The sequence below is a fragment of the Sphingomonas sp. Leaf22 genome, from assembly GCF_001421715.1.
GTDB lineage: Bacteria > Pseudomonadota > Alphaproteobacteria > Sphingomonadales > Sphingomonadaceae > Sphingomonas.
The window spans coordinates 26,188-49,848 of record NZ_LMKP01000003.1 but is presented as its reverse complement, the minus strand read 5'-3'; the positions used below and the strand labels follow the sequence as shown (position 1 = coordinate 49,848).

General features: G+C 64.8%; 22 protein-coding genes and 1 riboswitch. Of the genes, 10 read left to right on the top strand and 12 right to left on the bottom strand.

The features are described 5' to 3' along the window. Window position 1: 1 nt before the first annotated feature. Together ASE70_RS02795 and ASE70_RS02790 are read right to left on the bottom strand one after the other, a co-directional pair. Entirely contained in the window at window positions 2–1,441 is a 1,440-nt protein-coding gene (locus tag ASE70_RS02795; RefSeq protein ID WP_056399353.1) for a beta-propeller fold lactonase family protein, read from the bottom strand. A gap of 1 nt (window position 1,442) precedes the next feature. Beyond that, window positions 1,443–1,808, bottom strand: a complete 366-nt coding sequence (locus ASE70_RS02790; protein ID WP_200909505.1) for a DUF305 domain-containing protein — start codon at window positions 1,806–1,808, stop codon at window positions 1,443–1,445. A 164-nt stretch (window positions 1,809–1,972) separates the two neighbouring features. After that, window positions 1,973–2,049, top strand: a riboswitch (Fluoride riboswitch). A 23-nt stretch (window positions 2,050–2,072) separates the two neighbouring features. Between ASE70_RS02790 and ASE70_RS02785 the strand changes: the two genes are divergently transcribed. Both ASE70_RS02785 and ASE70_RS02780 read left to right on the top strand, forming a co-directional pair. Beyond that, entirely contained in the window at window positions 2,073–3,431 is a 1,359-nt protein-coding gene (locus ASE70_RS02785) for a voltage-gated chloride channel family protein (protein WP_056501209.1), read from the top strand. Between the two features lie 26 nt (window positions 3,432–3,457). After that, window positions 3,458–3,688, top strand: coding sequence for a DUF190 domain-containing protein (locus ASE70_RS02780; RefSeq protein WP_235512280.1), 231 nt, complete (start codon window positions 3,458–3,460; stop codon window positions 3,686–3,688). A gap of 387 nt (window positions 3,689–4,075) precedes the next feature. Here ASE70_RS02780 and ASE70_RS02775 read toward each other — a convergent pair whose 3' ends face one another. Then, entirely contained in the window at window positions 4,076–4,528 is a 453-nt protein-coding gene (locus ASE70_RS02775; protein ID WP_056399348.1) for a nuclear transport factor 2 family protein, read from the bottom strand. 77 nt (window positions 4,529–4,605) lie between these two features. Beyond that, complete coding sequence (locus ASE70_RS02770; RefSeq protein WP_156347386.1) at window positions 4,606–5,607, bottom strand: hypothetical protein; 1,002 nt, start codon at window positions 5,605–5,607, stop codon at window positions 4,606–4,608. 511 nt (window positions 5,608–6,118) lie between these two features. Between ASE70_RS02770 and ASE70_RS02765 the strand changes: the two genes are divergently transcribed. From ASE70_RS02765 to ASE70_RS02745, 6 genes are all read left to right on the top strand, one after another. After that, window positions 6,119–6,781, top strand: a complete 663-nt coding sequence (locus ASE70_RS02765) for a hypothetical protein (RefSeq protein WP_056399340.1) — start codon at window positions 6,119–6,121, stop codon at window positions 6,779–6,781. A gap of 230 nt (window positions 6,782–7,011) precedes the next feature. Beyond that, a complete protein-coding gene (locus ASE70_RS02760) occupies window positions 7,012–7,371 on the top strand; it encodes a hypothetical protein (RefSeq protein WP_156347385.1) in 360 nt (119 codons plus the stop codon). Continuing rightward, window positions 7,368–7,586, top strand: coding sequence for a hypothetical protein (locus tag ASE70_RS02755; protein WP_056399325.1), 219 nt, complete (start codon window positions 7,368–7,370; stop codon window positions 7,584–7,586). Before ASE70_RS02760 ends, ASE70_RS02755 begins: the two co-directional genes overlap by 4 nt. Then, window positions 7,586–7,993 carry a hypothetical protein gene (locus ASE70_RS02750; RefSeq protein WP_056399317.1) on the top strand — a complete coding sequence of 136 codons (408 nt, stop codon included), beginning with the start codon at window positions 7,586–7,588 and terminating at the stop codon, window positions 7,991–7,993. The genes ASE70_RS02755 and ASE70_RS02750 overlap by 1 nt, the downstream gene beginning before the upstream one ends. A gap of 150 nt (window positions 7,994–8,143) precedes the next feature. Further along, complete coding sequence (locus tag ASE70_RS20510) at window positions 8,144–8,254, top strand: SOS response-associated peptidase (RefSeq protein WP_162235912.1); 111 nt, start codon at window positions 8,144–8,146, stop codon at window positions 8,252–8,254. A gap of 267 nt (window positions 8,255–8,521) precedes the next feature. After that, entirely contained in the window at window positions 8,522–9,379 is an 858-nt protein-coding gene (locus tag ASE70_RS02745) for a PDZ domain-containing protein (protein ID WP_235512279.1), read from the top strand. 128 nt (window positions 9,380–9,507) lie between these two features. On the opposite strand, the gene ASE70_RS02740 is transcribed toward ASE70_RS02745, so the two are convergent. The 7 genes from ASE70_RS02740 to ASE70_RS02710 form a co-directional block, all read right to left on the bottom strand. Then, entirely contained in the window at window positions 9,508–9,879 is a 372-nt protein-coding gene (locus tag ASE70_RS02740; RefSeq protein WP_156347384.1) for a hypothetical protein, read from the bottom strand. Next, window positions 9,876–10,727, bottom strand: a complete 852-nt coding sequence (locus tag ASE70_RS02735) for a hypothetical protein (protein WP_056399297.1) — start codon at window positions 10,725–10,727, stop codon at window positions 9,876–9,878. The genes ASE70_RS02740 and ASE70_RS02735 overlap by 4 nt, the downstream gene beginning before the upstream one ends. A gap of 53 nt (window positions 10,728–10,780) precedes the next feature. After that, a complete protein-coding gene (locus ASE70_RS02730; RefSeq protein ID WP_162235911.1) occupies window positions 10,781–11,584 on the bottom strand; it encodes a DNA/RNA non-specific endonuclease in 804 nt (267 codons plus the stop codon). Then, window positions 11,574–12,971, bottom strand: coding sequence for a DUF2235 domain-containing protein (locus tag ASE70_RS02725; RefSeq protein WP_056399289.1), 1,398 nt, complete (start codon window positions 12,969–12,971; stop codon window positions 11,574–11,576). The genes ASE70_RS02730 and ASE70_RS02725 overlap by 11 nt, the downstream gene beginning before the upstream one ends. A 140-nt stretch (window positions 12,972–13,111) precedes the next feature. Beyond that, the gene (locus tag ASE70_RS02720) at window positions 13,112–13,912 is read right to left on the bottom strand and encodes a DUF1883 domain-containing protein (protein WP_056399286.1); all 801 of its coding nucleotides are present in this window, start codon (window positions 13,910–13,912) and stop codon (window positions 13,112–13,114) included. 13 nt (window positions 13,913–13,925) lie between these two features. Continuing rightward, window positions 13,926–14,204, bottom strand: coding sequence for a hypothetical protein (locus tag ASE70_RS02715; protein WP_056399283.1), 279 nt, complete (start codon window positions 14,202–14,204; stop codon window positions 13,926–13,928). Between the two features lie 217 nt (window positions 14,205–14,421). Continuing rightward, the gene (locus ASE70_RS02710) at window positions 14,422–17,757 is read right to left on the bottom strand and encodes a TM0106 family RecB-like putative nuclease (RefSeq protein ID WP_056399274.1); all 3,336 of its coding nucleotides are present in this window, start codon (window positions 17,755–17,757) and stop codon (window positions 14,422–14,424) included. Between the two features lie 64 nt (window positions 17,758–17,821). Between ASE70_RS02710 and ASE70_RS02705 the strand changes: the two genes are divergently transcribed. Next, on the top strand, window positions 17,822–18,814 hold the full coding sequence (locus ASE70_RS02705; RefSeq protein ID WP_056399268.1) for a helix-turn-helix transcriptional regulator: 993 nt from the start codon (window positions 17,822–17,824) through the stop codon (window positions 18,812–18,814). A 181-nt stretch (window positions 18,815–18,995) separates the two neighbouring features. Then, window positions 18,996–20,813 (top strand): hypothetical protein, encoded by a 1,818-nt coding sequence (locus tag ASE70_RS02700; RefSeq protein ID WP_056399265.1) that lies wholly within the window; start codon window positions 18,996–18,998, stop codon window positions 20,811–20,813. Between the two features lie 103 nt (window positions 20,814–20,916). On the opposite strand, the gene ASE70_RS02695 is transcribed toward ASE70_RS02700, so the two are convergent. After that, on the bottom strand, window positions 20,917–23,658 hold the full coding sequence (locus ASE70_RS02695) for a UvrD-helicase domain-containing protein (protein WP_056399262.1): 2,742 nt from the start codon (window positions 23,656–23,658) through the stop codon (window positions 20,917–20,919). Window positions 23,659–23,661: the final 3 nt, after the last annotated feature.

Here is a 23,661-nt window from a genome sequence, read left to right as displayed (position 1 = left end):
TTCAGTCGCGCTGCACCTGCACGATGCGGCCCGGCGCACCATTTACCACCTCAGCTACCGCCAGAAAACGCCGGGGTGCCGCGGTGCTGCCTTGAACGATCTGCCGGATCGGTCCCGACGCATTGACGATCGCCGCACCTGCCGGGTTGCTCATGAAGTTCGCAAGCGGCTCTACCGCACCGCTGCCGTCCGCATTGGCGGTCAGCACGAGCATGTAAGGCTTTTTGGGCTGTAAACCGGTAACGGCACTCTGCACCACCTGAATGATACCCTGGTCGAAGAGGGTAATGCTGCTTGCCGCGCGGCTGCCGCCAACCGGCCCCATATTCAGATGCAACGCCTTGCCGGCCGTGCCGAGCGGTTGAAGATTGTCGGTGCCGGGGCCTGTCGGAACAGCGTTGGGGACATAGGCGATCGCCTGCGGTGCCTGTCCGACCGGCACGGTGGCAACGACCTTGTTGCCGGCGGTGTCGATCGCGGCAAGTTCATCGGCATTCTCCAGCCCGATATAGATGCGCCGGCCGTCGCCCGATGGCCAGACGCCGTGCGGCATCTTGCCGACCGGGATGGTGGCGACAAGCGCGAAGTCGGACGTGCGGAACACCTTCACCGCGTTTTCCCCGCCCACCGTGACATAGGCGAACTGTCCCCTGACCGTGCGGGCGAAGTTGACGTGATTGGTGATCGGTCCGGTATCCAGCACCTTGAGGATCGCGAAAGGCGGCCTGGCATCGAATGCGACCGTCTTGCCGATGTCCTTCAGCGTGAACCACACCTGCTTGCCGTCCGGCGTCGCGGCGATGTTGGGACAGAACGGACTCGGCTGCGCCACCTGTCCGACCTGCGCGTGGGTTGCAACATCGAACACGGCCAGCACCGGATTGAACGAGGAACAGACATAGCCGTATCGGCCATCGGGAGAGAAGATCGTCATGCCCGGACCACCGGGCGTCTTGATGCGCCCCGTCTCCTTGTACGTCGTGGGGTCGAGCACGGCGATGTAATCCTCGCCGCGTACCGTAACCCACACCTCCTTGCCGTCCGGTGTGAAGAACGCCTCATGCGGACTGCGCCCGACATACGTCGTGTGCTTGACGGTGTTGGTGGCGGTGTCGATCCACGACACGGCGTTGGATCCGATCGACACGACCGCCAGTGTTTTCCCGTCCGGCGAGAAGCCGAGGCCGTGAACCAGCACCTGCCCCTTGTAGAGCGGGGAAAAATTCATCGGCTGCGGATCGCCGAGCTTGATGACGCCGAGCAACCTGTTGTCGGCCGGGTCCGTCACCGACACCGTGTTGGAGAATTGTTCGGATGCATAGACGCGGTCGCGGTGGCTGACAGGCACGTCCTTGGCGTTCCACGGCGCCTGCTGGGCCATGGCAATGCCCGGTGCGGCGCTCATCAGCAAGGCGGCCGAGCGCAGGAAGGTCCGGATCATGTCAGTGCTCCATATGGCTGTGGTGGTCGCCGCCCTGCGTCGGGGCTGGCGTCGAACGGGGTAGCGGCTGACCGATCGCCAACTTCATGGCGGCGATCTCCTGCTGCTGATCGATGATGATCTCCTGCGCAATGCGCTTGAGCTGCTCGTTATGGCCGTAGCGCAGCTCTGCCACCGCCATATCAATGGCGCCCTGGTGATGCGGAAGCATCATCGCGACGAAGTCGCGGTCGACGTCGCCGGACGGCTTGACCATCATGCCCGCCATCATCCGGTCCATCGCGGCAGATATCATGCTGGCGTATCCATCGGCGGGGGCGGCCGCGACTGCGCCGGTGAGCAGAACCGAAGCGGTCAGACCCAGCATCCAATTTCGTCTACGCATAAGCCTCCGGCGCATCAGTCTCGAAAGCGTAGACGACGCCCGTCGGGGTTTATTCCATGGGTGAGCCAATTATTGATCCTCAGCAAAACAATGGTCTCATCGTGACCCTGCCGTTGGTTGACCAGGTCGCCGTCGGACAGCATATGCTCAGGCAAGGCGATGGATTTCCGCCGGGCCATTCGGCCGAACCGCCCTCGCAAGGGCCGATGATTCCTACCAGGCGCCGCAAGGCAGCAAGGAGGAATCGTGCGCGCGACATTTCGCAATCTCTACGACCAGTTCAACATGGCAGCGTTCATTCGCGATCGCCGCACCCATGCCATGTCGGTGCTGCGGTGGGCTTTGATCCTGATCCCGATGGCCGCAACGGTGGGAACGCTCTGCGCAGCCTTCCTGTGGAGCCTCGATGCCGTGACCCGGCTTCGCTTTGCCTTTCCCTGGCTGCTCTACCTGCTGCCGATCGGCGGGTTCATGGTCGGACTGCTCTACCATCTGACAGGGCGCTCGGTCGAAGGCGGTAACAACCTCATCGTCGAGCAAATCCATGAACGAGGGGGCGGTGTGCCGCTGCGCATGGCCCCGCTCATCTTCTTCGGCACGGTCGTGACGCACCTGTTCGGGGGATCGGCGGGGCGTGAAGGCACCGCCGTGCAATTGGGCGGCAGCCTTTCCAGCGGCTTCGGCCGCGCACTCAAGCTGGATGCGGAAGCGACACGCATCCTGCTGAAGACCGGAATCGCGGCGGGCTTCGGCGCGGTCTTCGGGACGCCGATCGCGGGCGCGGTCTTCGCGCTGGAGGTCCTGGCGATCGGCCGGGTCGAGTATCGTGCGCTAGTGCCATGCCTGGTCGCGGCACTGGTGGGTGACTGGACCTGTCTTTCCTGGGGCATTCATCACGGCGCCTACCTTGTCGATGCGACAGTGCCGGTCGACGCTCTAATTGTCATCAAGGCTGGCGTCGCGGGCGTCGTATTCGGGTTGGTCGGACTAGCTTTTGCGGAGGCCAATCATGCGCTTGGCGGATGGCTGAAGCGCATGGTGCCTTATGGCCCACTACGACCCGTCATCGGGGGCGTGGCCGTGATCGCACTGGTCGGGCTGTTCGGCACGCGGGACTATCTCGGTCTGGGCACGCTGGCGGCGACGCCGGACGGCCTGACCATCGCCAGCTTCTTTGGTCCCGACACCCATCCATGGAGCGGGGCGTTGAAGCTGCTCTTCACCGTCGTCACCCTGAGCACTGGCTTCAAGGGCGGAGAGGTGACACCGCTGTTCTTCATCGGCGCGGCGCTCGGCAATGCACTCGCGCCCATGTTCGGAGTCCCGACGGGGGTCTTCGCGGCGATCGGCTTCGTTGCGCTGTTCGCGGGTGCTGCCAACACGCCGCTTGCCTGCACGTTCATGGGGATCGAGTTGTTCGGGGCGGCCTATGCTGTGCCGATCGCGGTCGCATGCTTCGTCGCCTACCTTTGCTCGGGTCATAACGGCATTTATCTGTCGCAGCGCGTCGCAGTCCCCAAGGTGCCTGCTGCGCACCTCACACCCGATGCGACCCTGCGTGATGCCCGCACGCACGGTGCTTCCCGCCGACGCTCGCGCGTCTGATCCTGCTTCCTATCGAAAGGCCCGTTATGCCTGATCGTTTCAACGTCCAGCACCGCGAGGTTGGAATGCTGCGCATCTATTTGAAGCCGTCTGACAAGGTCGGCCCACGTCGCTTCTGGGGTGCGAAACCTTTTTATCGCGAGCTGATCCGCACCGCGAAGGCGGACGGCATCATCAACGCCGTCGCGCAGAACATGCATTACGGCTCCAGCAATCGCGGCCCAGCGGCTTTCAACCGTTCCGATCCTGAAAGCTGACTGGCAGGAAAGTCCCCAATGTCGGTCACCACGGTCCGCGCCGGAAGCGAGGTGAACAAATGGCCGCTTCCGGGAAAGCGCTCGGTCAAGCTGAACGTCGGGAACTGGTCGGCACCTGCCGTCCCGAATGGGAACGGCCAGTGAGACGACCATGTCGACGGCTCAGTCGATCCGCTCCCATTAGGCCCGTTTTCCCAAAACCCGTTCCCGAAACCGTTTTCCCAAAATGGCTTGGTCGACATGGAGTTAAGGGAATGGGGGAATGTCCGATCGAAGTCGGGCGCCCACCAAGACCTGGCGGGCAGTTACCGGAAGTCACGGGCAGGGAGCGGTCCTGCGAGTCACTCGTGCGTGGAACGGCGAGTCATATCGACTGGAGCCAACAGTTCAACGCGCAAAGGCGATCGTCGCCTGACGAGCGATAAGCTGCCAGCCCCCCGTACGCTTCGCCCAGATGTCCGTGAATGGCCGCGTGACCTGCTTGCCTGCACCTGGTCCATTGATCGGGATCATCGTGTCGTATCCCATGACGATCGTCACCTCGGGTTTCTCGCCGACGAAGGTGATGTGCTTTCGAAAGTCCCGGTAGTCGAGGAAATCACGCTCCATCACCGCGATGACCTCCTCACGTTGTAGGACCGTGTTGTTTGGCGAGTTCACCACGAAGTCATCAGCCCAGACCGTCCTGACGCCATTTGCATCGTGCGCCATCATCGCTTTGCCCAGCCGCCCGTAGGCTTGGCCGATCTCTGGCGGCATTTGAACGCCAGGAGCAAGCTGTGCGTACACAGGTGTTGCGGCAACAAGAGCCAAAAGCGGTGCGGCGATCCTGTACATCATGTCTTCTCCGATGCGCTTTTCCCATATTGGCTCTGCTAGGGGGGCATCGCAACAGAACTGAACACGCTGGCGGGCGGTTAGTCGATCCAGATGGCCCCACCCATGCTACGCTCTGCGTTGTGGGCGGCGATCGCGGCGCGGATGACGGCGGCGGCGTCCGCCTTCGATAGCGGCCGGTCTTTGCGCGAGCGCAGCAGGCGTTCGGGGCCCCTCTCCGCACCGGCCTTGTAGATGGGCTGCACCTTGCCGATGCGGTTGCCCAGGACGCGCGAGAGCCGGCGTCGGATCGTCGACGCAGGGGACGTTTGCCCGATCGCCCCCGCAGCGCCCGGATCGGAACCGATCATGCGCTCGTCGATCTCAAGGGTCTTCAGATCTGATCGACCGCGCGCGAGCGCGATCAGTGCGGCGTCAGTGGCGGCATCGGAACGCATCGAGGCCCCGACTATCGCGGCGTCGTAGGCGCGAACGACGAGCGCGACCGAGGGCGTGACGAGGTCGTCGCCGTCGAGCACGGGGAGCCGGATCCAGCAACGGCCGACGACGACCACGCCGCATCCGGCGGGATCGACCTGCATCTGCCGCGCCGCGATCATCATCTTCCAGACCGTCGTCGCCTTGGGCGCGGCCAGACCCCGCGCCTCACAGGCGGCTGCGACCGCCGCGGTCGCCTGGGCGATGGTCGCGGTCGGGCTCAGCCCTGCGATGGCGGCCTCGGCGGTCGCCTTCACCTCCGCGTCGAGCTGCCGCGGGCCGACCGGACGCGGCTTGCCCTTCGACCGTCCCGATTGGGCCACGCTGTCGGCGGACGGCTGGGACCGCCATGCGCGTACCAGCGCCTTGAATTGGTTGATGCTGAGGTCGAGCATCGCGGCGTGACGTCGCACATCGTTGTCGTCAGGTGCGGCGAGCGCGACGAACGACCTCACTACGGCGATCCGCCGACGGACCTCGACACGACGCATGGGGTCGACACCGGAGAGATCGATGTCGCCGTCGTCCGACGCGGGGGGCGGTGCGGCCGAATGGTCATCCGTTGCAGACACGGCGATGCCGCCCGCGATCTCGGGTTCTACCATCTTTTCCACTCCAATCGTGATGTCGGATGCGTCGTCGCATCGGCGCGGTAGGCCGCGGCCGCAGGTCCGGCCTGATGGCTCTCGGTCTCTCCGTCGGCTTGGCGGACTAGGCGGCGCCTATGCGGATGCCGGCATCCGCCGCATTCCGGCGTCGTGGACGCTCAGGTTGCGGATCGATCGCCCGCCGGTTGGCGGCCGTCGTGACGCCAAGCCGGGCACAGGCCCTAGACGGAGCCTGCCGGTAGCCGTTCGGGACGCTCAGCCAAGCGTGGTTCTTAAATCATGTGCCCATTCAACGAAGCATGGCCCGGCGGGTGGGAGACCGCGTCAGTCGTCCCGGTTACAGGCCGGGCACGATCAATGGATGTGGTCTGCACGGTCGAGATTCTGGTCGCACGTCGGGATCGCCCGATCAGCGAATGGTAGTGACCACAGGTCGGAGGCGCTCGGCAACGGATCGTCAACGGATGCGCTTTACGCCCGTCTCGATTCCACCACCGGGGACCAGCCCTTGAAGACCGATATCCACACCGCGCATGAGTTTCGCGGCGACCTCTATCGCGAAGGTGAAGAGAGGGCCGACCTGCTGAAGCGCATCAAGGCGCATCTGGCGGAGACGTTCCCGGGCATGAAGGCGACGATGCGCTTTGGCGGTGATTGGTATCACTCCAGCCTGACCGTCTCAATCTTGGGCTACTCCACAGCCGACCTGTCGGTTCGGGAGGAAGGCTCCGCCGCGCGGCGCCTCATCGATGCCGAACTCAAACGGTTCACGCGCCACGACTGGGAGCCGCATTACGGACTTCGCAACGTGTCGCTCTACACCAGCACCCAGATCGATCCGTCACTGCACGCGGCGGCGTTGCAGGATGCACCATCGCTGCAACCGCGGCTTAGTTTCGCAGAATTCACGCGGCAGGCTCGTCCAGGCGACGTGTTGGAACACATCGCCGGCGTTCTGCCCCATCAGGGCGCCCGTGTGGAGATCGTGGCGATCTCGTCGCGACGCCTGACCACACGCGCAGCTGACGGCGCCGAGAATGGTGATGCCCGGCGAACGCCGATCCAGGGCGGGGCATGCTTCCAAAGCGACGGGGAGACCGTCTGCTTCCGTCACAGCGGCTTCGCGTCGGTCGGCGGCTACAGCCACATGCGCTGGCTGCGGGCAGCCTGATCGACGGTAGGTCTTTCGCCATCGCACGGGAGACGGCGGCCGCCGACCTCACCGACGATGGTCGACAATGGGGTGACGGTGCGATGTGCAGGACGATCTTGACGGCGGGGCGGCTGGACATGCCGGAAGAGCTCGGTCCTCGCGGCGAAGTCCAGAGGTTCGTGAATCTAGGTGAGCGCAGCCGCGTCGTGGCGCGTCGCTGGGGCCGAGGCGGACTCGGGATCGAGTGGATGGACATGACGCTCGGCGTCACGTCGAAGTCGACCGATACCAGGATGACGTACGTGGCCATCGACCGGGCGGAGATGCTCCGTGGGTTCGCCGATGATCTGGCGACGCGGCTCTGCGCGATCCCGATGTTCGGCTGTCGCTGGCTGACGGGCGGTCCGTGGACGAAGGTCGCCCCGGGCTGGGCGCTCGGCTTCTTCGACGACGACCATGGGTTCCTCATCGCCGCGGCGGTGGACGCCGGGGGGCCGCGGCCCGTGGTCGCTGACTGGCCGAAGGCGCGCGAGTGGCTGATGTCGGAGAAATGGGAGCAGATGAGGTTGCTGCGCGCCGCAGGAGATCGGTCTATGATGGACGCATGATCTCCATTCCAGTCGATCCGGTCCTCGAGACGCAGGTTGCCGAGGTGCTCGGCCGGGCGGGCCTGACCACCGAGGCGGCCGTCCGCATGTTGTTCGTCCACTTGGCCAAGCATGGATCGATGCCGGCGGGGCTGATCCCCATGCGGGTCGTGCCATCGTCCACCGCCGCGGCTACCGACACGATGATGCGCACTGGACGCAACCGCGAAGACTGATGAGCGTCGCCGAATGTGAAGGTTTTGACACCTCGATCATGCGGCACCTGGATGGTGCCAACGTCGTCGTCCTTCTGGACGATGGTGGTCTTGAGGTATTCCACGGGCTCGACCTCGCAATCGAGGAAGGCCGTGAAGAGGCGTTGCCCGAGGTGGATGACGGACCGCGGGCGTCCGAGCTGCGCTACTACTGCATTGTCCGCCCCCGCGCGACGCCCGAACCCGACGTCTGGATCGGCTCAGGCGCGGTCGTCACGATCATCGGCATGGCTTCGGGCGGCGCCACGGTCACCATGGCAGGTCGAGGGATGTACGACCGAATTGGCGATGGCGCGTTTCAGATCGAGTTCGAATCGTCGCCTGCGATGACGACATGGAGAGCGTTGTGGTCGCCAGACGCCGAATAGGGTTGGGTGAGGAGACCGGCGGGCGTAGCGACGCACCGGGGTGTCAGACGCCATGCTAGTCGGAGGAGTGGAAGCCGTGACTGCGTGGTCCGAACTGCTGGACGGCCTTGTCGAGAACGTCGCGGCGGCGCGTGAACGGCTGCTGAGGTCATGCCGGTCATCCTGATGGCCCAGGATCAGGAGAAGTGGCTGCGCGGATCGATCGACGACGTCATGCAGCTGCAGTCCGGCTATCCGTCGCAGTTGATGTCGTTGGAATGATCAGCCGGCGTCACGTGAGCCCGACCAGCCATTTGCCGTTCGATTCCTCCGACAGATAGCCGAAGGGAGTTCGTTAAGGTGGTCACCGGAGACCACAAAGGAGGTTCGGGCGGCGGTCATAGCAGGATTCGTCTTGCGTCTTCGGCGATCCGCTTGTGTACTGCGGCATTGCGGGTGTGGGGACACCCGGCGCAGGGGGATGAATTACAAATGCGAGCAATGCATACGGTCGCTGTGGCGGTCGCCGTCCTGACGTCATCGCCAGCCATGGCAGACGAATTCTTCGCGGTGACCCCGACAGGTGCCACCGAGATGATCTTCGCCGAACCGCCAACCGAGGTGATCGGCAAGCTGTCGGCCAAGTGCATCGACGGCAGCTGGAGCGTGACTTCATCGACTAGCACGGAGGTCGTGTGCGAAGCGCCGATGAATTTTGGCCAGTCGTTGATGGGCACGCTGTTGATGGGCAACAGCTACTCGACGCCACCGCGACGTTTCTTCAAGTACACGGTGTCCACCGTCGGCGGCGTTTCTCGCGTGCAAGCATCGGGGTGGATGGAGCTCCAGATGGCCTTCGGCCAGATGAAGCGCACTGATTTCTCAGGACCTCAGTTCCACAACGGGGCGATGAACTTCATGAGCGCGGCGGGCGGCAAGCTACCGAAGGGCACCATGTTCCCCAACCACGCATTCCTCGGCGTCGGTCTTGAGCCTGTTCGGAGCGGAAAGACGTCAAGCATGCGGATCACCTCGCTGCAGGATGGTTCAGCCGCTGCACAGGCAGGCGTGCAGGTCGGCGACCAGATCACCTCGATAGCGGGCAAGCGCTTCAAGGACGGCGACGACTTCCAGGATTCGTTGGCGAAGGCGGCGAAGACGCCCACTTACGGCATGGACGTGTTGCATGACGGCAAGCCCCTGAAACTGACCGTGACGCGGGCATACCGTCCGGCATACGCCGAGGAGGTGGTCGCGGTGGCCGCGACGCCGGTTGCAGTGACCATGGCCAATGCCTCTGAGCTATCCGTCGCCGATGAACTGACCAAGCTCGGCAAGCTGAAGGCTGACGGGCTCATCACCCAAGCCGAATTCGATCAGCAGAAGGTCAAATTGCTGGCACGCTGATGCGGTCTTCGACGGCGATTACGTGGCCCTCGGCGATCCGGGGGCTGTCGGGGGGGCTGACGACCTTCCCCGACATATTCGACGTGGCACCGTCGATAAAAACGGCTTCATCCGCGCATCGTGAGATCTCAGCGGCAGACCATGGTAGCCACACGGATCGCTTCGTCGGCTACGTCGAGGACGGTGGCGATGCTGCGAACCACGCGCTCGTATCTCCGCAGATCCTCGATCTCGTCCTCGATCCCGGGAATGGCGGCCGATACCGCACAAGCGTGCCGCGATATCTCCTCCGTCTGTGCCGCCAGCAACAAGCGTCCGGTCGCCGTCACGCGGGCGTTCACCTCGACGATCTGATCGGAGAGCGCCCCGATCGCCGCAGCGGTCGGGGCGGAGTCGACCGACTCCTCCAACCGCCTGACCAAGGCGATGAGGTCGCGGTGCATCGCCTTCAGGTCCGGGTTCTCCCCATCCATCGGGACTCCGCCGTAGCCATTCGTCATCGCGTCTCTCCCGCCTTCTCGACCGCCCGGTATGTGGCTTCCGTCCGCGCGACCCTATCATTCACGTCCTTCAGCACCTCGTCGAAGGGGCGCCGCGATCCCGCGGCGGCGGCGGTGTGCGCGTCAGCAAGGCCGAGAAGAGACGATCGAAGGCCTGCCAGCGCGGCGAGCTGCGCGTCGCGCCTGTCGATGCCGGTCAGATAGTCGGCGACGATCTGGCGCTGCCTCGCATCGGCCTTGTCGGTGGCAGCGACCGAGTAGGTGCGTTGGTATGCGGACAGTGCCGCGGTCCAGTTCGACGCCACCGTCCCGCGCAGACCTTGCGCATCGTCGGCACCAACGGCGTCGGCCATGGCAGCGAGGAGTTTGCGTACGTCCGGGTCCGTCCGCCGCAGGATGTCGCGTGCACTCGCCTGCGCCTTCATGTCCACCAGCGCGCCCGCCAGCGCCGCGAAGCCGGCGGTGATCCCCGGATCAAGGTCGGCTCCGGTCGAGCTGGCGTTCAGCTGCGCCCCCAGTTGCCTGAAGGCGTCGGTCTGCACGCCACCGCGACCAGCGTCCGTCAGCGTCGCCAGCAGGTTGCCGTAGCGCGCAAGATCCCCAAGCGCCGCCCGCCAGCGGGCGGCGACCTCGCGTGGAACGGCCGGAGGGAAGCGACGCTCCGACAGGCCGATGGCGCCTGACCGGACGAAGCGATCGACCTCGACCGAGCGTGCAATTCTGTTCGCCTCGGTGAACGTGGTGCCCACGTCCGCCTGCAGTCCCGTCGCCGCCCGGCCGAAACCGCTCAGGTCGGCGGACGGCGTGGTCGCGCACGACGCGGTCAATAGCGCCGGCAGCAGGATCATGGCCCGGAACCGCCGGGCGGACGGTCGACAAATGATACGCGGCGAGCCGGTTCTCATGCTGGGCACCCCAGATACGGCGACAAGTTGGAGAAGGATCGCTTATCCAGCCTCGGGAATAGACCGAGGCGAGAGCGCAGTTCGACTTCGTCGAGCGCCACCTGCGCGGCGCAATGGTCGAGCGCACGCGGTGCGGCCGTATCCATGATGAAGGCGGCCATTCGACCGTCCTGCGTTACCAGGACCTTCCAGTAACCAGACGGAACGCGGTGGCGCTCATCCGCCTTCGGCATCGGCGCGACAACGCGTTCGAACAGCGGCCCGGTCAGTACATAGACGGCGATGTTCTCCGCGCGGGCGAGATCGTTCTCCCGCGCCTCCAGTCGCTGCCACGCGCCTTGGTTCAACGCCGCACCCTGCGGCGTGATGTTGGACAGGATGTTGGTGTCGGCCGCGAAGGGCGTTCCCGACTGACCTGCGAGCGGCGCCTGATGACCGCGGTCGATACCCAGCGCTCTTGGTGCGCCCTCGTAGTCGTCGGGTTCGAGTGCCTCGTCGGGATCGAGCCACGGATCCGCGGCCCACTTGCGATCGCCCGAGGGGCCGATGGAGGCCGGCGTCACGCGGTAGGCGACCCAATCGGCCATCTTGGTCAGGTCGTTGGAGGCGAGGGTGTAGATCTCACGCACAACGATGTCGTCGATGTCAGCCGCCCCGATCGGACAGCCGTGAAGGCAGTGGAAGGTATGGAGTTCGCCGGTGTTCCGCGCTTGCGCCGGACGCGCAGGCAGGCACTGTCCGAGGACCAGTATCGTTGCGAACAGGATCGACCGGAATGATCCGATGGTGTCACTGGGCATGCGGAACATCCTTGACGGTGTAATGGCCCTTCGCCTTGTCGTGGGTGCGCAAGTTTTCCGGGCGATACGGCGCCGACAGCCCGGACTGATCCACTTCGGCAGCCGCCAGGCGGTCTAGAACGGATGAATGCAGCGGCGCGTTCGTCTTCAAGGTGCGCCGCTTCTTCCTTGCGAAGCGGAAGACGATGCCTCGCGTCTCGTCATGCTGCATGCCGAGCGCATCGGGATGGAGGCGCAGGACGGTGGGATCGTACTTCAGGCCCACCGCGCTGGCGGCTCCGAGCATCCAGTCGAGCGCCACGTCGGAGAGGCGCGACTCGTCCTCTGGATAGCTGCCACCGATGTCGGAATGGTTGCCAGCGAACCACAGCTGCTCGAACCACGCTGGGTCGCCACCCCGCCATTGACCAGGGATGCCCCACGGGACGCGGGCGAAGGATGCACGCGCCTCGTCGATCGACAAGGCGTGCCGCGCATACTGCACCTTCTCGTCCAGTTCGGTGTCGTACATCTTCATCCGTGCGCTGGCGAAATGGATCGTCCGCCACCACCGGATGCCCGGCAGCCCGAAGGCGACCTTGAAGCGGGAGGCGATGTTGAAGCCGAGACCGATGCCGGTGAGCGTGGCGGTGATGATGCCGAACCACCGCCAGTATTCGCCCGTGACCCAGTATGCGACGACGCTGCATGCGGCGACCATTACCAAGGCGATCATCGTCAGCATTGCGATGGCGACCGGGTTGGCCAAGGACGCGACGGTGTCGAACACGCCGAGGAACCAGGGACGGGCGTCTCCGCCCTCCGAACCGCCTGAGTTGTAGGTTTTGCGAAAGCGCGCCGCCAATAGCGCGCGGTGACCGAGCAGTTCCTTCTGCCGATCGGTCCGATCACTTTCCGGGCGCGAGTTCGTGTAGTTGTAGACGGCAACCGCCTCCTTCGCGATCCTCAGCGCGGAAGATGCATCGCGCTTGAGCGGCGCGCCCTTCTCTCCGGTCGTCGGCACTCCGCACAGCTTCAGGACGCCGCCCAGGCACCGCATCGTGTATGCGCCGCGGCTGAAGCCGAAGAGGAAGATGCGGTCGCCAGGTCGCCACAGGCGGACGAGTGCGGCGTAGCACTCTACGATGTTGCGCGTGATCCCCATGCCGGTCGCCTGGCTGGCTAGGTTGTACAGCGATCGCGCGAGCGCAGCCGGTGAGTCGATGCCGCCGGGCAGGGTTCCGAGGCCGGCATCGTAGAACGCGGTCTGGTCGGCGGGATTGACGCAACTGTCGGGCGCGACCCGGGTCGCGCGATACAGCTTGTAGATGTTGCTGCGACGCTCGTCGACGAGCACGCCGCCCCGTTGACCGGTGCCGTCCGAGAATATGACGATGTTTCGTGCCATGTCAGCCTTCTCCCACATCATCGTAGATCATCATGCCGCCGGACCCATAGTTCGGGCAACCAAGGCGCCGATCGATCCCGGTCGCCGCTCCGTTCCGTGAGTCCGGCGACGGAGGATCTCCGGATGTCGGCGGATCGCACTCACGCGGCCCCCGACGGTCCGACCACGTCGGCGATCTCGGCTGCGATCTCCTCGACGGTGTGGGTCGCCGTGCTACGCGCCAGTTTGTCCGCGAGAGACGGGGAGAAGCCGATCACCTGCTTCTTGGTCACGTCGTGCCAGATCGGCAGCAGCACCTGATCACCGGAGACGGCCTTCGTCACCAGGCCATCGAGTTCGTATTCCGGCCACCCCTTCCCGAAGAACGACTTGGAGAGCACCACCACACCGAAACGGCTGCTGCCGAGCCCACGATCGATCTTGCGCCGGAGGCTGTCGCCGATCCTGAGTTCGAACTCGTCGTACCAGACGGACAGGCCGGCATCACGGAGCGCGTTGGCGAGCGGCCGTACGATCTCGTCTTTGTCCTCCGAGGCGTGCGAGATGAAGACGTCGAATACACGCCCGTCCGGTGCCTCCGGCGTTGGTGCGAGTTCCTCCTCGGCGTCCCGGACGAGCGTGGGGATGCTGCGCAGCGGCGCCTCGTTGATGGTCGGCAGCGGGCGCAGAGCTGCTGCGGGGATCACGTTGATGCTGGACCTGACGGAGCCGCGCATTCCCTGCATGTCGACCGTGACATGCCATGTCCCGGAGTTGGGAATCTGCAGTCTGACGGGCGACTGCTTGGCCAGACCGCCGACGTAGCGGTGCTGCCGGCCGGCCTTGTAGTTGCTGAAGTTGGACCCATCCATCAGGCGCACATTGGCGGCACTGCCCTGCAGGGTGACGGCGACGACGCTGCCGCGCTCGACGTGGCCGAGATTGTAGTGGGTGAAGTTCATCCTCGTCGGTCCTTTATGCAGCCAGGCGGGTGGGCAAGGGCGACGCGGCGTATGCAAGAACCGTCGGCGCCGGCATCGTCTCGAAGAACAGAACCTCCTCCTCGTTGAGACGGATGTGCTGGTGCGGCATGACAGGGATCCGCTCGCCGGCGCGCAGCAGGAAGAGGCGCCGGTCGTGGCCACGGGCCGCCCGGCGAAGGAGACAGGACGCGTTGATCATCTCGGCGTCGATGCCGATCAGTTGTCCATCCACGTCCACGATGTGCCGAAGCTCGATGCCACCCAGGTTCACGACCGAATCTCCTATGCGATCCACGATCGTGACATTCGCATGCAAGGATGTCAGAACCTGTCACCCACTCGTGCGATGACACGAATGATCTCGCCTTTCGCCATGGACGTCATCTGCGCGTTCGGTCGGACGCTTCCCGGTTCAAGCCGCCATGGCAGAATTTGGAGGTTATCAATCATCGAGTCGGGAGGGGTGGTGCGGCGAACCGCGACCCGAGTCAGAACGCATTGCCCCCATGTTCGCGCAGCAGGCACAACGCGTTGACCAGCGTCATCTCTTGTACAGTCCGGCACGGCGTCTCGAGCAGCAGTGGGCTGGCGAAGACGACCGCCGATGCCTGCGCGCGAGAAACGGCGACATTGATGCGATTGAGCGAGAACAGGAAAGCGATGTCGCGCGGTAGTTCCTCGCCGCTCGAGGTGGTCATGGAGACGAGACACACCGGCGCCTCCTGACCTTGGAATCGATCGACCGTGCCGACGCGGACCGCGGGCGGCAGCGCCGCGCGTAATGCGTTGACCTGCGCGTTGTAGGGCGCGACGACCAGGATGTCGGAATGATGGACGATGCGGGATGCGCCGTCGCGACCGCGATAGGTCGCACCGAGGATCCGGGTGATCTGGTCACGAATGGCCTCGATCTCCTCGGGGCTGACCTGCGATCGTCCCGTATGGGTAATGGTTCTGACGCCGGCACCGATCATAGACATGCCGTCGAGGGCGCTCAGCGTCTGCATCCCCGCTGCCTCGTCGGACTGCAGCCTTTCCTCGTAGACCGCTGCGGAGATGTATCCGCACACCGCCGGATGCATGCGACGGCTGATCGGCATGAAGATGCCGCGATCGCCCGGGACGATGCGGTGCCCGTCGATGAGGTATTCCAGGCATGATTCGCCGCTGCGACCGGGATGCGTACCCTGGAGGGGTTGCGGCAGCTGCATGGGGTCACCGACGAGCACGATGTTCCGCGCGGCGCGAGACATGGCCATGATGTTGGCGAGCGAGACCTGCCCCGCCTCGTCGACGATGAGATGATCGAACTCGGGGGCGGGATATCGGGCGAAGTGCCACGCGGTGGCGCCGACGACGTGGGCGGCGGCGATCTCGGGCGCGTCGTTGTCCGAAACCATGACGATGCCCGGATGGGTGTCCTCGTCGCCATCACCGGTCGATTTCTGGGCGATCCGGCAGGGTATGCCTTCCGCTGCAGCACGTGCAGCGACCGCCTCCAGCAAGTTGCCGATCGCCTTGTGGCTGTTCGACGACACGGCGACGCGGCGACCGGATCGAACCAGGTTCACGATGGCAAGTGCGCTGACGTAGGTCTTGCCGGTGCCGGGCGGCCCCTGGATCGCCAGGATCGTTCCGTCCATCGCCGCGATCGCTGCTGCGGTCTGGGCTGGCAGATCGCCATCGGGATCGATCACGCCGCCAGGCCGGGGGCCATCGAGGAAGCGGGGCTGGGCCTGGGACAGCAGCTGCTCCACCGGTCGCGCCCGCACGTCGTTGGCGATGATGGCGTCGGTGACCGCGGCGATCGCGGTGCGCAGGGTGGCGTTCGCGATCGGTTTGGCCGGGATCAGGTCCAGGTGATCGGGCAAGGGCCCCTTGGAGGTCGAACGACGCAGCACCAGCGTGTTGGCGTCGGTATCGATCGAGCGCAGGTCGATGTCCTCGGGCATCGCCGCCGGCTTGATGCAAGGCTTCTTGCCCGAGCGCAGCTTCGTCTCCTGCGGCGGGAAGCGGTAGGTCCGCTCGAACGACTTGGCCGTGACCTTAACCGGCGGTGCGATCGCCTCCAGCCCCTGGATGCATTCGAGGTCGTCGATCAGTTCCTCGCTCTCCTGCGCCAGGCGATCGAAGATCGCCCACCATGCTGGCTTGTCCTCGCGCTTGTGGAAGAAGTTGAGGTCGAGCAGCAGATCGGCGACCGCGTCGCCGAGGCGCGCCCGCACGGGTTCGAGGCGGAAGCGCAGCGCCTCGATCTCGGCGTCCTCGGCATCGACGTTGGACAGCGCGCCGGCGTTGGGAACGTCACCCAGCTGCGGCCAGGGCATATCCGTCGGGCGGACGTCGCGGACGAGCCAGTCGCGCAGCAGCTGGGTCGAGATGCAGTCGGTGCGATTGTAGTCGTGGATCTTGGCGAGCAGGTCGTCGTCGCCGGTTTCCCGCCACTTCTCGTAGAAGACGACGCTGGCACCAGCGGTCGCGACGTCGGCGTCGCGCTTCTCCATGTAGAACGCTTCGAGGTCCTTGATCGAATAGCCCTTTTCCGAAGCGATCAGCGCGCCGGACACCACCTTGAACAGATCGACGAAGCGCCGCTCGCGCTGGAGCTGATCCATCGCCGCCTCCCCGACGCGGTGCTCGGCCGTGAGGCGGCGCAACGCCGCGATCTCATAGTTGGCGTAGTGGTAGATACGGGCCCGGGGGTGGCGGCGGAGATGGTCGACGAGGAAGTCGAGCAGTTCGGCGACGGCGCGCCCCTCCGCCTCGCGGTCGTGCGCCCAGAAGGCGCGGAAGGTCCACTCGCCTGCTTCGCGGTACCAGATGCCGTGAAGGTATTCGAGGCCGCCCTCGTGGTAGGGATCGCCCTCGATGTCGTAGAATATGTCGCCGTCATCCTGCTCGGGCAGCAGGCCGAAGCCCTTGCCTGGCACGAAGTCGCGCAGATGGAAGCCGGGCGGTCCGCCGGCGCGACGCTTCATCTGTAGATGTGCCTGGATGCGGAGGCGTTCCTGCGTCTCGGGCGCCAGCCTGGGTATCCTTTCGGCATGGCTGGCGAGTCCGGTCAGCGTCGTGATGCCCGCCGCCTCGATCTTCGCGCGCTGTATCTTTGTTATGCCGGCCACGAGCGCGAGGCTGTCGTTGCGGTCCCATTCTTCTCGGCAGTGGTTCTTCCATCTGCAGAGCGCGCATGCCGACACCGGTTCCGGCCGGGTGACGGGACGTTCGCGAAGGAATGTCTCGAACACGGTGCGGGCGTGCCGCGCGTAGGCGGACACCTCGGCGAGCCGCACCGTGAAGCGCGAGCCGTCGCCCAGCTGCAGATGCGCCGCCTCGGGTTGGGCGCCCTGCACGGCGGCGATCAGGTCCGAATAGAGGGCCAGCTGGAGGACGTGCTTGGGGTCGGGTTTGCGCTTCAGCTTCGTGTCGACGACCTCATATGAAAACGGGCCGAGGCCGGACGGGCGATCGACCCGTTCCAGGAAGTCCGAGTATCCCCCCCAGGCGCCACCGAGGAGCGCGCCCTGGAACACCACGTCTGGCCCGGCCAGCAGTGCCTCGCGCGTTAGTTCCACGGACCGTTCCAGCGGGATCCCGTCCTTCGGCACCTCGACCACCGAGCGGCCGGATCGCTTCAGCTCCGCGAGGAAGGCAAGCTCATGGTCATCGCCCTGACGCTGGAGCAGTTCCGCCTCGTCGCCATCGGCAGCGGGAGTGATGTCGCGGAACTCCATGTATCGGAGATCGAGCGTGGTCGCGTGGCGGCAACCCTTGAACCGCATGAGGTCCGAAGCCGAAAGCCTGATCTCGCCGTCCTGCAGTCGCATCGGTCGTTCCCCTTCGAGCCTATTCAGCGCACATAGGGGTGACAGAAGCTGTCGTGGAGTCGCCATGTCGTTCGCGAAGGGTCAGGATCTGCTGCGTCTGGCTATGATGGCGACGCGGCGGCGGGGTGTGTCGCTGATGGAGATCGAGGAGGAGTTCGCCTGCTCGGAACGAACCGCTCAGCGGATGACGGACGCCTTGCAGGCCGCGTTCCCGCAAACCGAGCGCCGCGTCGATGAGGATCGTCGCGCACGATGGCTTATCCCGGCGCGCGCCATCGCGCCGCTGCTGACGCCGTCGGCCGACGAACTTGTCGCCCTCGCGGAGGCGATCGCCCAGCTCGATATGGCCGGGCTCAGGAAGGAGGCGGCGCATGCGCGCGGTCTCGAACGCAAGGTCCGCGCGTTGATCCCCCCGGAGCAGGGGACGCGGCTGGACGTCGATACGGAGGCGGTTCTCGAAGCGCTCGGCCATGCGGCGCGTCCCGGTCCGCGGCCCGCCGCGGATGAAGGGGTGGTCGAGGCGATCTACGAGGCGCTGAAGGGGCCGAACCTGCTACGGATCATGTATCGGCGACGGGACGAGGACGAACCGCACGAGAGGGTGGTCGCGCCTCACGGTCTCCTTCTCGGGGTGCGCCGCTACCTCGTCGCCCGCGACACCGCCAAGGGTCCGCAGGCTAACCTGCGGCACTACCGGGTGGAGGAGATCCAGCGTGCGGACCTGCTCGATGGCATGTGCGAGATCGATCCCGGGTTCAGCCTGAAGCGCCACGCCGAGAAGGGCTTCGGCTCCTACGAGAGCGCGGACGAGTTCGGCGAGGTGGTCTGGCGGTTCACATCCGACGCGGCCGCGCATGCCAGGCGGTTCGTCTTCCATCCGACGCAGACGACTGAGGAGATGGCCGATGGCTCGCTGATAGTGCGGTTCATGGCATCGGGTCATCTGGAGATGACATGGCACCTATACGCATGGGGTGATGCGGTCGAGGTGATCGCCCCTTTGGCCTTGCGGGAGATGGTGGAGGGACACCGGCGGCGGTTCCCAGCGCTACCATGACCGTTCACCGCTGTACTCGATGCGCCGAGATATAAAGGACATCAGCTCATCGGCGTTGATCGCAGTGCCGACCCGTCCGCCGGGCCGAAGGTCAGTGACGCCGCAGATCCACGATCTTCGCGTCTGACCGTTGGCCATAATTTCCGTTCCATTCCTCGATGGCACAGACAGACTATAGGTCATGATCGACCAGCTCCGTTCGGCGCGTGGCGCCTACTTCTCCCGCCGTGTGAAGCGGATCACCAAGAAGGCGGTTCGTGCGATGTTCGATGAGTTGCTTGCGGATGCCGTAAACGCTGCGCGGCCGGTGTTTCGCATTGAGCGGAACCTGGACGGTGACGCTCGCTATTCGGCGCTCTGCTTCGCCCACGACCGCCCGGTGCCATTCCTGGATGAGGGCAGCGGCAAGGCCGACCGGGTGCACGGGTTCCTTCTCATGGTCGAGATCGGCACCACCGTGGCGATCCTCAGGTCGGGGCTCGATGCGACGGCGGCGTTCCGGAAGGCATGCCTCGCTCCCATCGGGCGTCGGCGCGTCGAGACGGCCATCGCGCGGCACGATGCGGTATTCGAGCGCCTGAGTCTCCGCAATATGACGACGTCGAGGCTGGCGTTGCGATCGAAGACGCTCGAGTCGCAAGACCTCGAGAACGCGATAGCCTCGGCCAGCACCGGCCGATTCATCCCGCAGAACTACCGTGTGCGGCGCGATGGGGGGAGCTACACCGCGACACCCAGTACCGGCCGGATCGCGATGCGTGCCGAGAAGGCGGATCTCGTCGGCGCGATCGCCTGGGTTCGTGACATCGTCGACCTCCTAGCGGACGGCGCCGACGCATCGGCCTTCATCACCCGGTTCGCGCGCCCCGCGGACCTCGACGGCATCGCGACGGGTGTGCTGCCGACCTACTTCGCGGTGGACACCATGGCTCTGGCCGATGCGATATGGGAGGGCGACGAGCGCATCCGCCTCGTACGTGAGAACGGAGGTCTATGGCACGAACTGGGCAGGGCCGATGTGGACGCGATCATCGCAGACCTCGCTGGCAGTTTTGAAGTGCGGCCGGCGGCATCGCCAGGTCATCACGACTTGCTCGATGAGGCTGGCGTGGTTGCGGGCGCCTTGAGGTTCAACAAGGCGAGGATCGCGCTCAGGGGGCTGGAGCGTCCGCTTCTGGCAGGTGTCTTCGTGGAGGATGCGTCGTTCGGCGTCGGCCAGGATCCGAAGCGGGTCCCCATCGTCCGCCACATCGATGCCGAGGACATGTTCGTGGTACTCTTCAGCGATCACGCGCTGGCCTACGTCCAGGGATCGTTGTTCCGGGACGAGGACATCGTCGGTGGAGGTACCACGTTTATGCGCCACTTGATCGCCGAGCCCGCACTCGCCGCGACGACCAGCGAGAAGGGAGGATTTGCGGTCGGACAGACGCAATTCTCGCCGGGGTCGGTGTTCCGGACCGTCGTGGATACGATCGCGCGGGAGGACGTCCTCGTCTGCGACGACCTGGGCGACGAGTGGGCGGACTTCATCGGGGTGGCGACCGCGACCACCCCGGTGACGATCAGCTTCTACCACGCCAAGCATGGCGCGCCGTCCCTGAGCGCATCCGCCTTCCACGATGCCGTCGGGCAAGGGATCAAGAACCTCGGACGGCTGGGCATGGCGGGCGACAGGATGACGTCGAAGCATGACGGTTGGGACGCGGCATATGCGAACGGCGGCGTCGTCACGGACATCCGGAAGCGGATTCGCGGCGGCACGCGCGACGAGGTGGCCGCCAAGATCGCCGACGCGACTGGGGCACCGGACGTCCAGCGGCGAGTGCTCATCGTGACATCGTCTCTCAGCCGGATGGATGTGGAGGCTGCGTTCGCGGCGGTAAGAGCGGGCGGAGCGCCGAGGCCGCACTTCGTGCAGCTGTACTGGCTTCTTGCAGGTTTCTTCTCGTCGTGTGCCGAGATTGGTGCCGTCGGGTTCGTTGTTTGCCGGCCCTGATTGGCGCTGCATTCGGAGTGTCCGGGAGCATGATGTCCTGCCGGAACTAGCGCAATGTCGATCGGTGGCATTTCGAACCACACGGTTTGGAGCGCTATCGCGACTATCCCAGCCTGGCCGGTGTGCCTGGTCGGTCGTAGTGGCATCGTGGGTGCGCGCTGCAGCCGATCACGGTCGCACCCCCTTCGTCTATCCGGTCCGCCAGTTCGCCTGTTATGCAGACCGGGCATTGCCACAGCCTTGTTCCATCGACGCTCTCGAACCGGACGTCGTCACCTGCGAGATCGCATAGTTCCGCGATGTAGCGGGACGGCTGATCGCGATCGTAGAGCAGGAACGTGCCGCGGCTGGCCCGGGTCAGCGCGACGTAGAACAGTCGTCGCTCTTCCGCGTACTCGAACGTCTCCGGGCGTGGGATCACGAGGTTCAGCAGCTCGTCGTCCTCGATGCGGCTTGGTACCCCGTAGTCGCCCTCGCTAACGTCGAGCAGGATCGTGTAGTCCGCTTCCAGGCCCTTCGAACTGTGGAAAGATTTGCCGGTCACGACGATGTTAGCGAACTCTGGAGAATTACCGTGAAACGGGTTGAGCAGGTTGTAGCGCCACAGCACTAGCACCTTCAGCTTCTCCCCATCGTGGCGCCGCCACTGTTCGGCGTTCCCCGACAGGAAGGTGTCCAGGCGGTCGAGAACCCTATGGCAGGCATCGGCGAATGCTGACTTGTTCTTACCCGCCTTGACCGGGATCGCACGGATCGAGCGCGGAATCGCCTGACGCGAGGACCGCACCGTCTTCTTCAGCTGCGCCGGGTTCCGCTGGATGAAGGACGCGGCCGCGTCGGCCAGCATCTGGTTGCAGCGGTACGTGCGCTCGAGCCGCCCCTGCCACGACGCCCCGAAGTTCGTCTCGAACTGGGTGAAGATCGTGAGGTCGGAGCCGGTGAAGCGGTAGATCGACTGCCAGTCGTCGCCGACGGCGAACAGCTTCGTGAACGGTTTCTGATGCTTCAGCGCCTTGATCAGCTTGGCGCGGGGATCCGATATGTCCTGGAACTCGTCGACGAGAATGAGCGAGAACGGGCTGCGGTAGCGACCGGTCTCGACCATTTTGACGGCATCTCCGATCATTGAGTCGAAGTCGATGCGACGCTGCTGGTCCAGCCTGCGCGTGTAGGCGTCCGTGATCTTCGTAACGACCCTGGCGAAGCGCTCGGCGCGGTTGCGGTCGTGCAGCGACTTCGCCTTCTCCAGCAGCATGTCCAGGGTGAGGTCGCTTGCGCGGATGTGCTTGATGCAGACACCGATGATCTTACGGTAGTGGGCCAGCACGAGCGGGGCCGCCGCCCTCAGCGTATCGTCGGCCGACCTTTCGGCCAACTGGATCCCCCGATCGACGAGTTCGTCGCGCAACCGGTCCAGCAGGGAGCCGTCACTTGCCTGCGCCGAAGTGGTTTCGAAGAGATCGGCACCGATCCTGGCGTATCCGGCGCGCTTCAGGTTCGCATGCTCGACGTAGTTCTCGAACGGCGACGTACCGTTGGCGTTGATGGCGAAGTGCTCGTGGAGGGTGCCCGTCGCCGGGTAGTAGAAATCCGGTTTCAGCCAGCGTGGGCTTCCATCCTCGTCCATGGTCTGGGTCTGGCGCTCATACTGGAAATCGACGGTGTGCATCCATAGCCAGTTGGCGATGCGCATTTCCTCCAGCGATTGCACGTAATCGCCCGAAAGGGTCGCGATCGCCTTTGGGCGCTTGCCGTTGTTGTCCGCCATGTAGTCGCGGTATTCCTCGGGCGTCTTGAATTCCGCCGGCGGTATGTGCGCTTTCGGGTACAATAGGAGGATCTCGACCCAAAGCCTGCGGAACTCCTCATCGTTCTCGACTAGATCCTTGATGATGCCATCGACGAAGCGCGCCTCGCCAGTCGCGCTCTCGACCCAGTTCACCATCTGCGGGGGCCGTCCTTCGACTTCCTTTATGATGCTCAGCCCGAGCGCGTGAAAGGTGGTGACCCGGCATTTCAGATCGCCCGACTCCAGTCCAAGTTGCTTGGCGATCCGCACCTTGAGTTCCTCGGCCGCCGGCTTGCCGAATGCCATGACGAGTATCTCGCCTGGTTCGTGCAACTGCTTTTCCAGCACGTAGGCGACCTTGCCCACCATCGTGGCCGATTTTCCTGAACCGGCTGACGCGACGAGGAGATTGCTATCCTCAAGCCGAATGCACGCCTCGCGTTGCTCGTCCGAAAGAGGGAATTCGCCGAGACCATCGAAGAAAGGCCGGAAGGCGTTTAGCTCATGGGTGACGAACGCTTCGTTGTACTTCGTGCGCGCATCGGGATCGGTGAGCAGGCCGATCGCATTCGGCAGATGGCGCCGTACCGTGGCGGGGATCAGCGCAGCATCAAACAGGGGATGGGACAAGGCCCGCGCGGCGTTTCCCGGCACGGCGGCGATGGCGCGGCCGATGTCGGACTGCGCTAAATACTGCCGATGGGCGTCGACCATGCCGCCAACGATCCTGTCGACCTCGCGCAATTGCTCCTTGTCGTCATCGATCAGACTGCCAAGGTGACCATTCACGAATGCGAGCAGGTCGTCCCGAAGACGTCGAGCGGCATTGCCTGTCAGACCGGTCAGCGCCTCAATCCGTGACGACGTCCTGATTTCAACGGTATGCCAAAGCAGCGCCTTCGAAGTGTCGATGGCGGTGATGTCTAGGCACGCGATCTCGTCACCACCAAGCATCATGCGAGCGTCATGTCGGCTATCGAGAGCCAGTTTCCAGGCGCCGCCGCCGAACATGCGGGCCCAGATGCCCGGACGGTAGGTCTGGGCACGCCCCAGCATTTC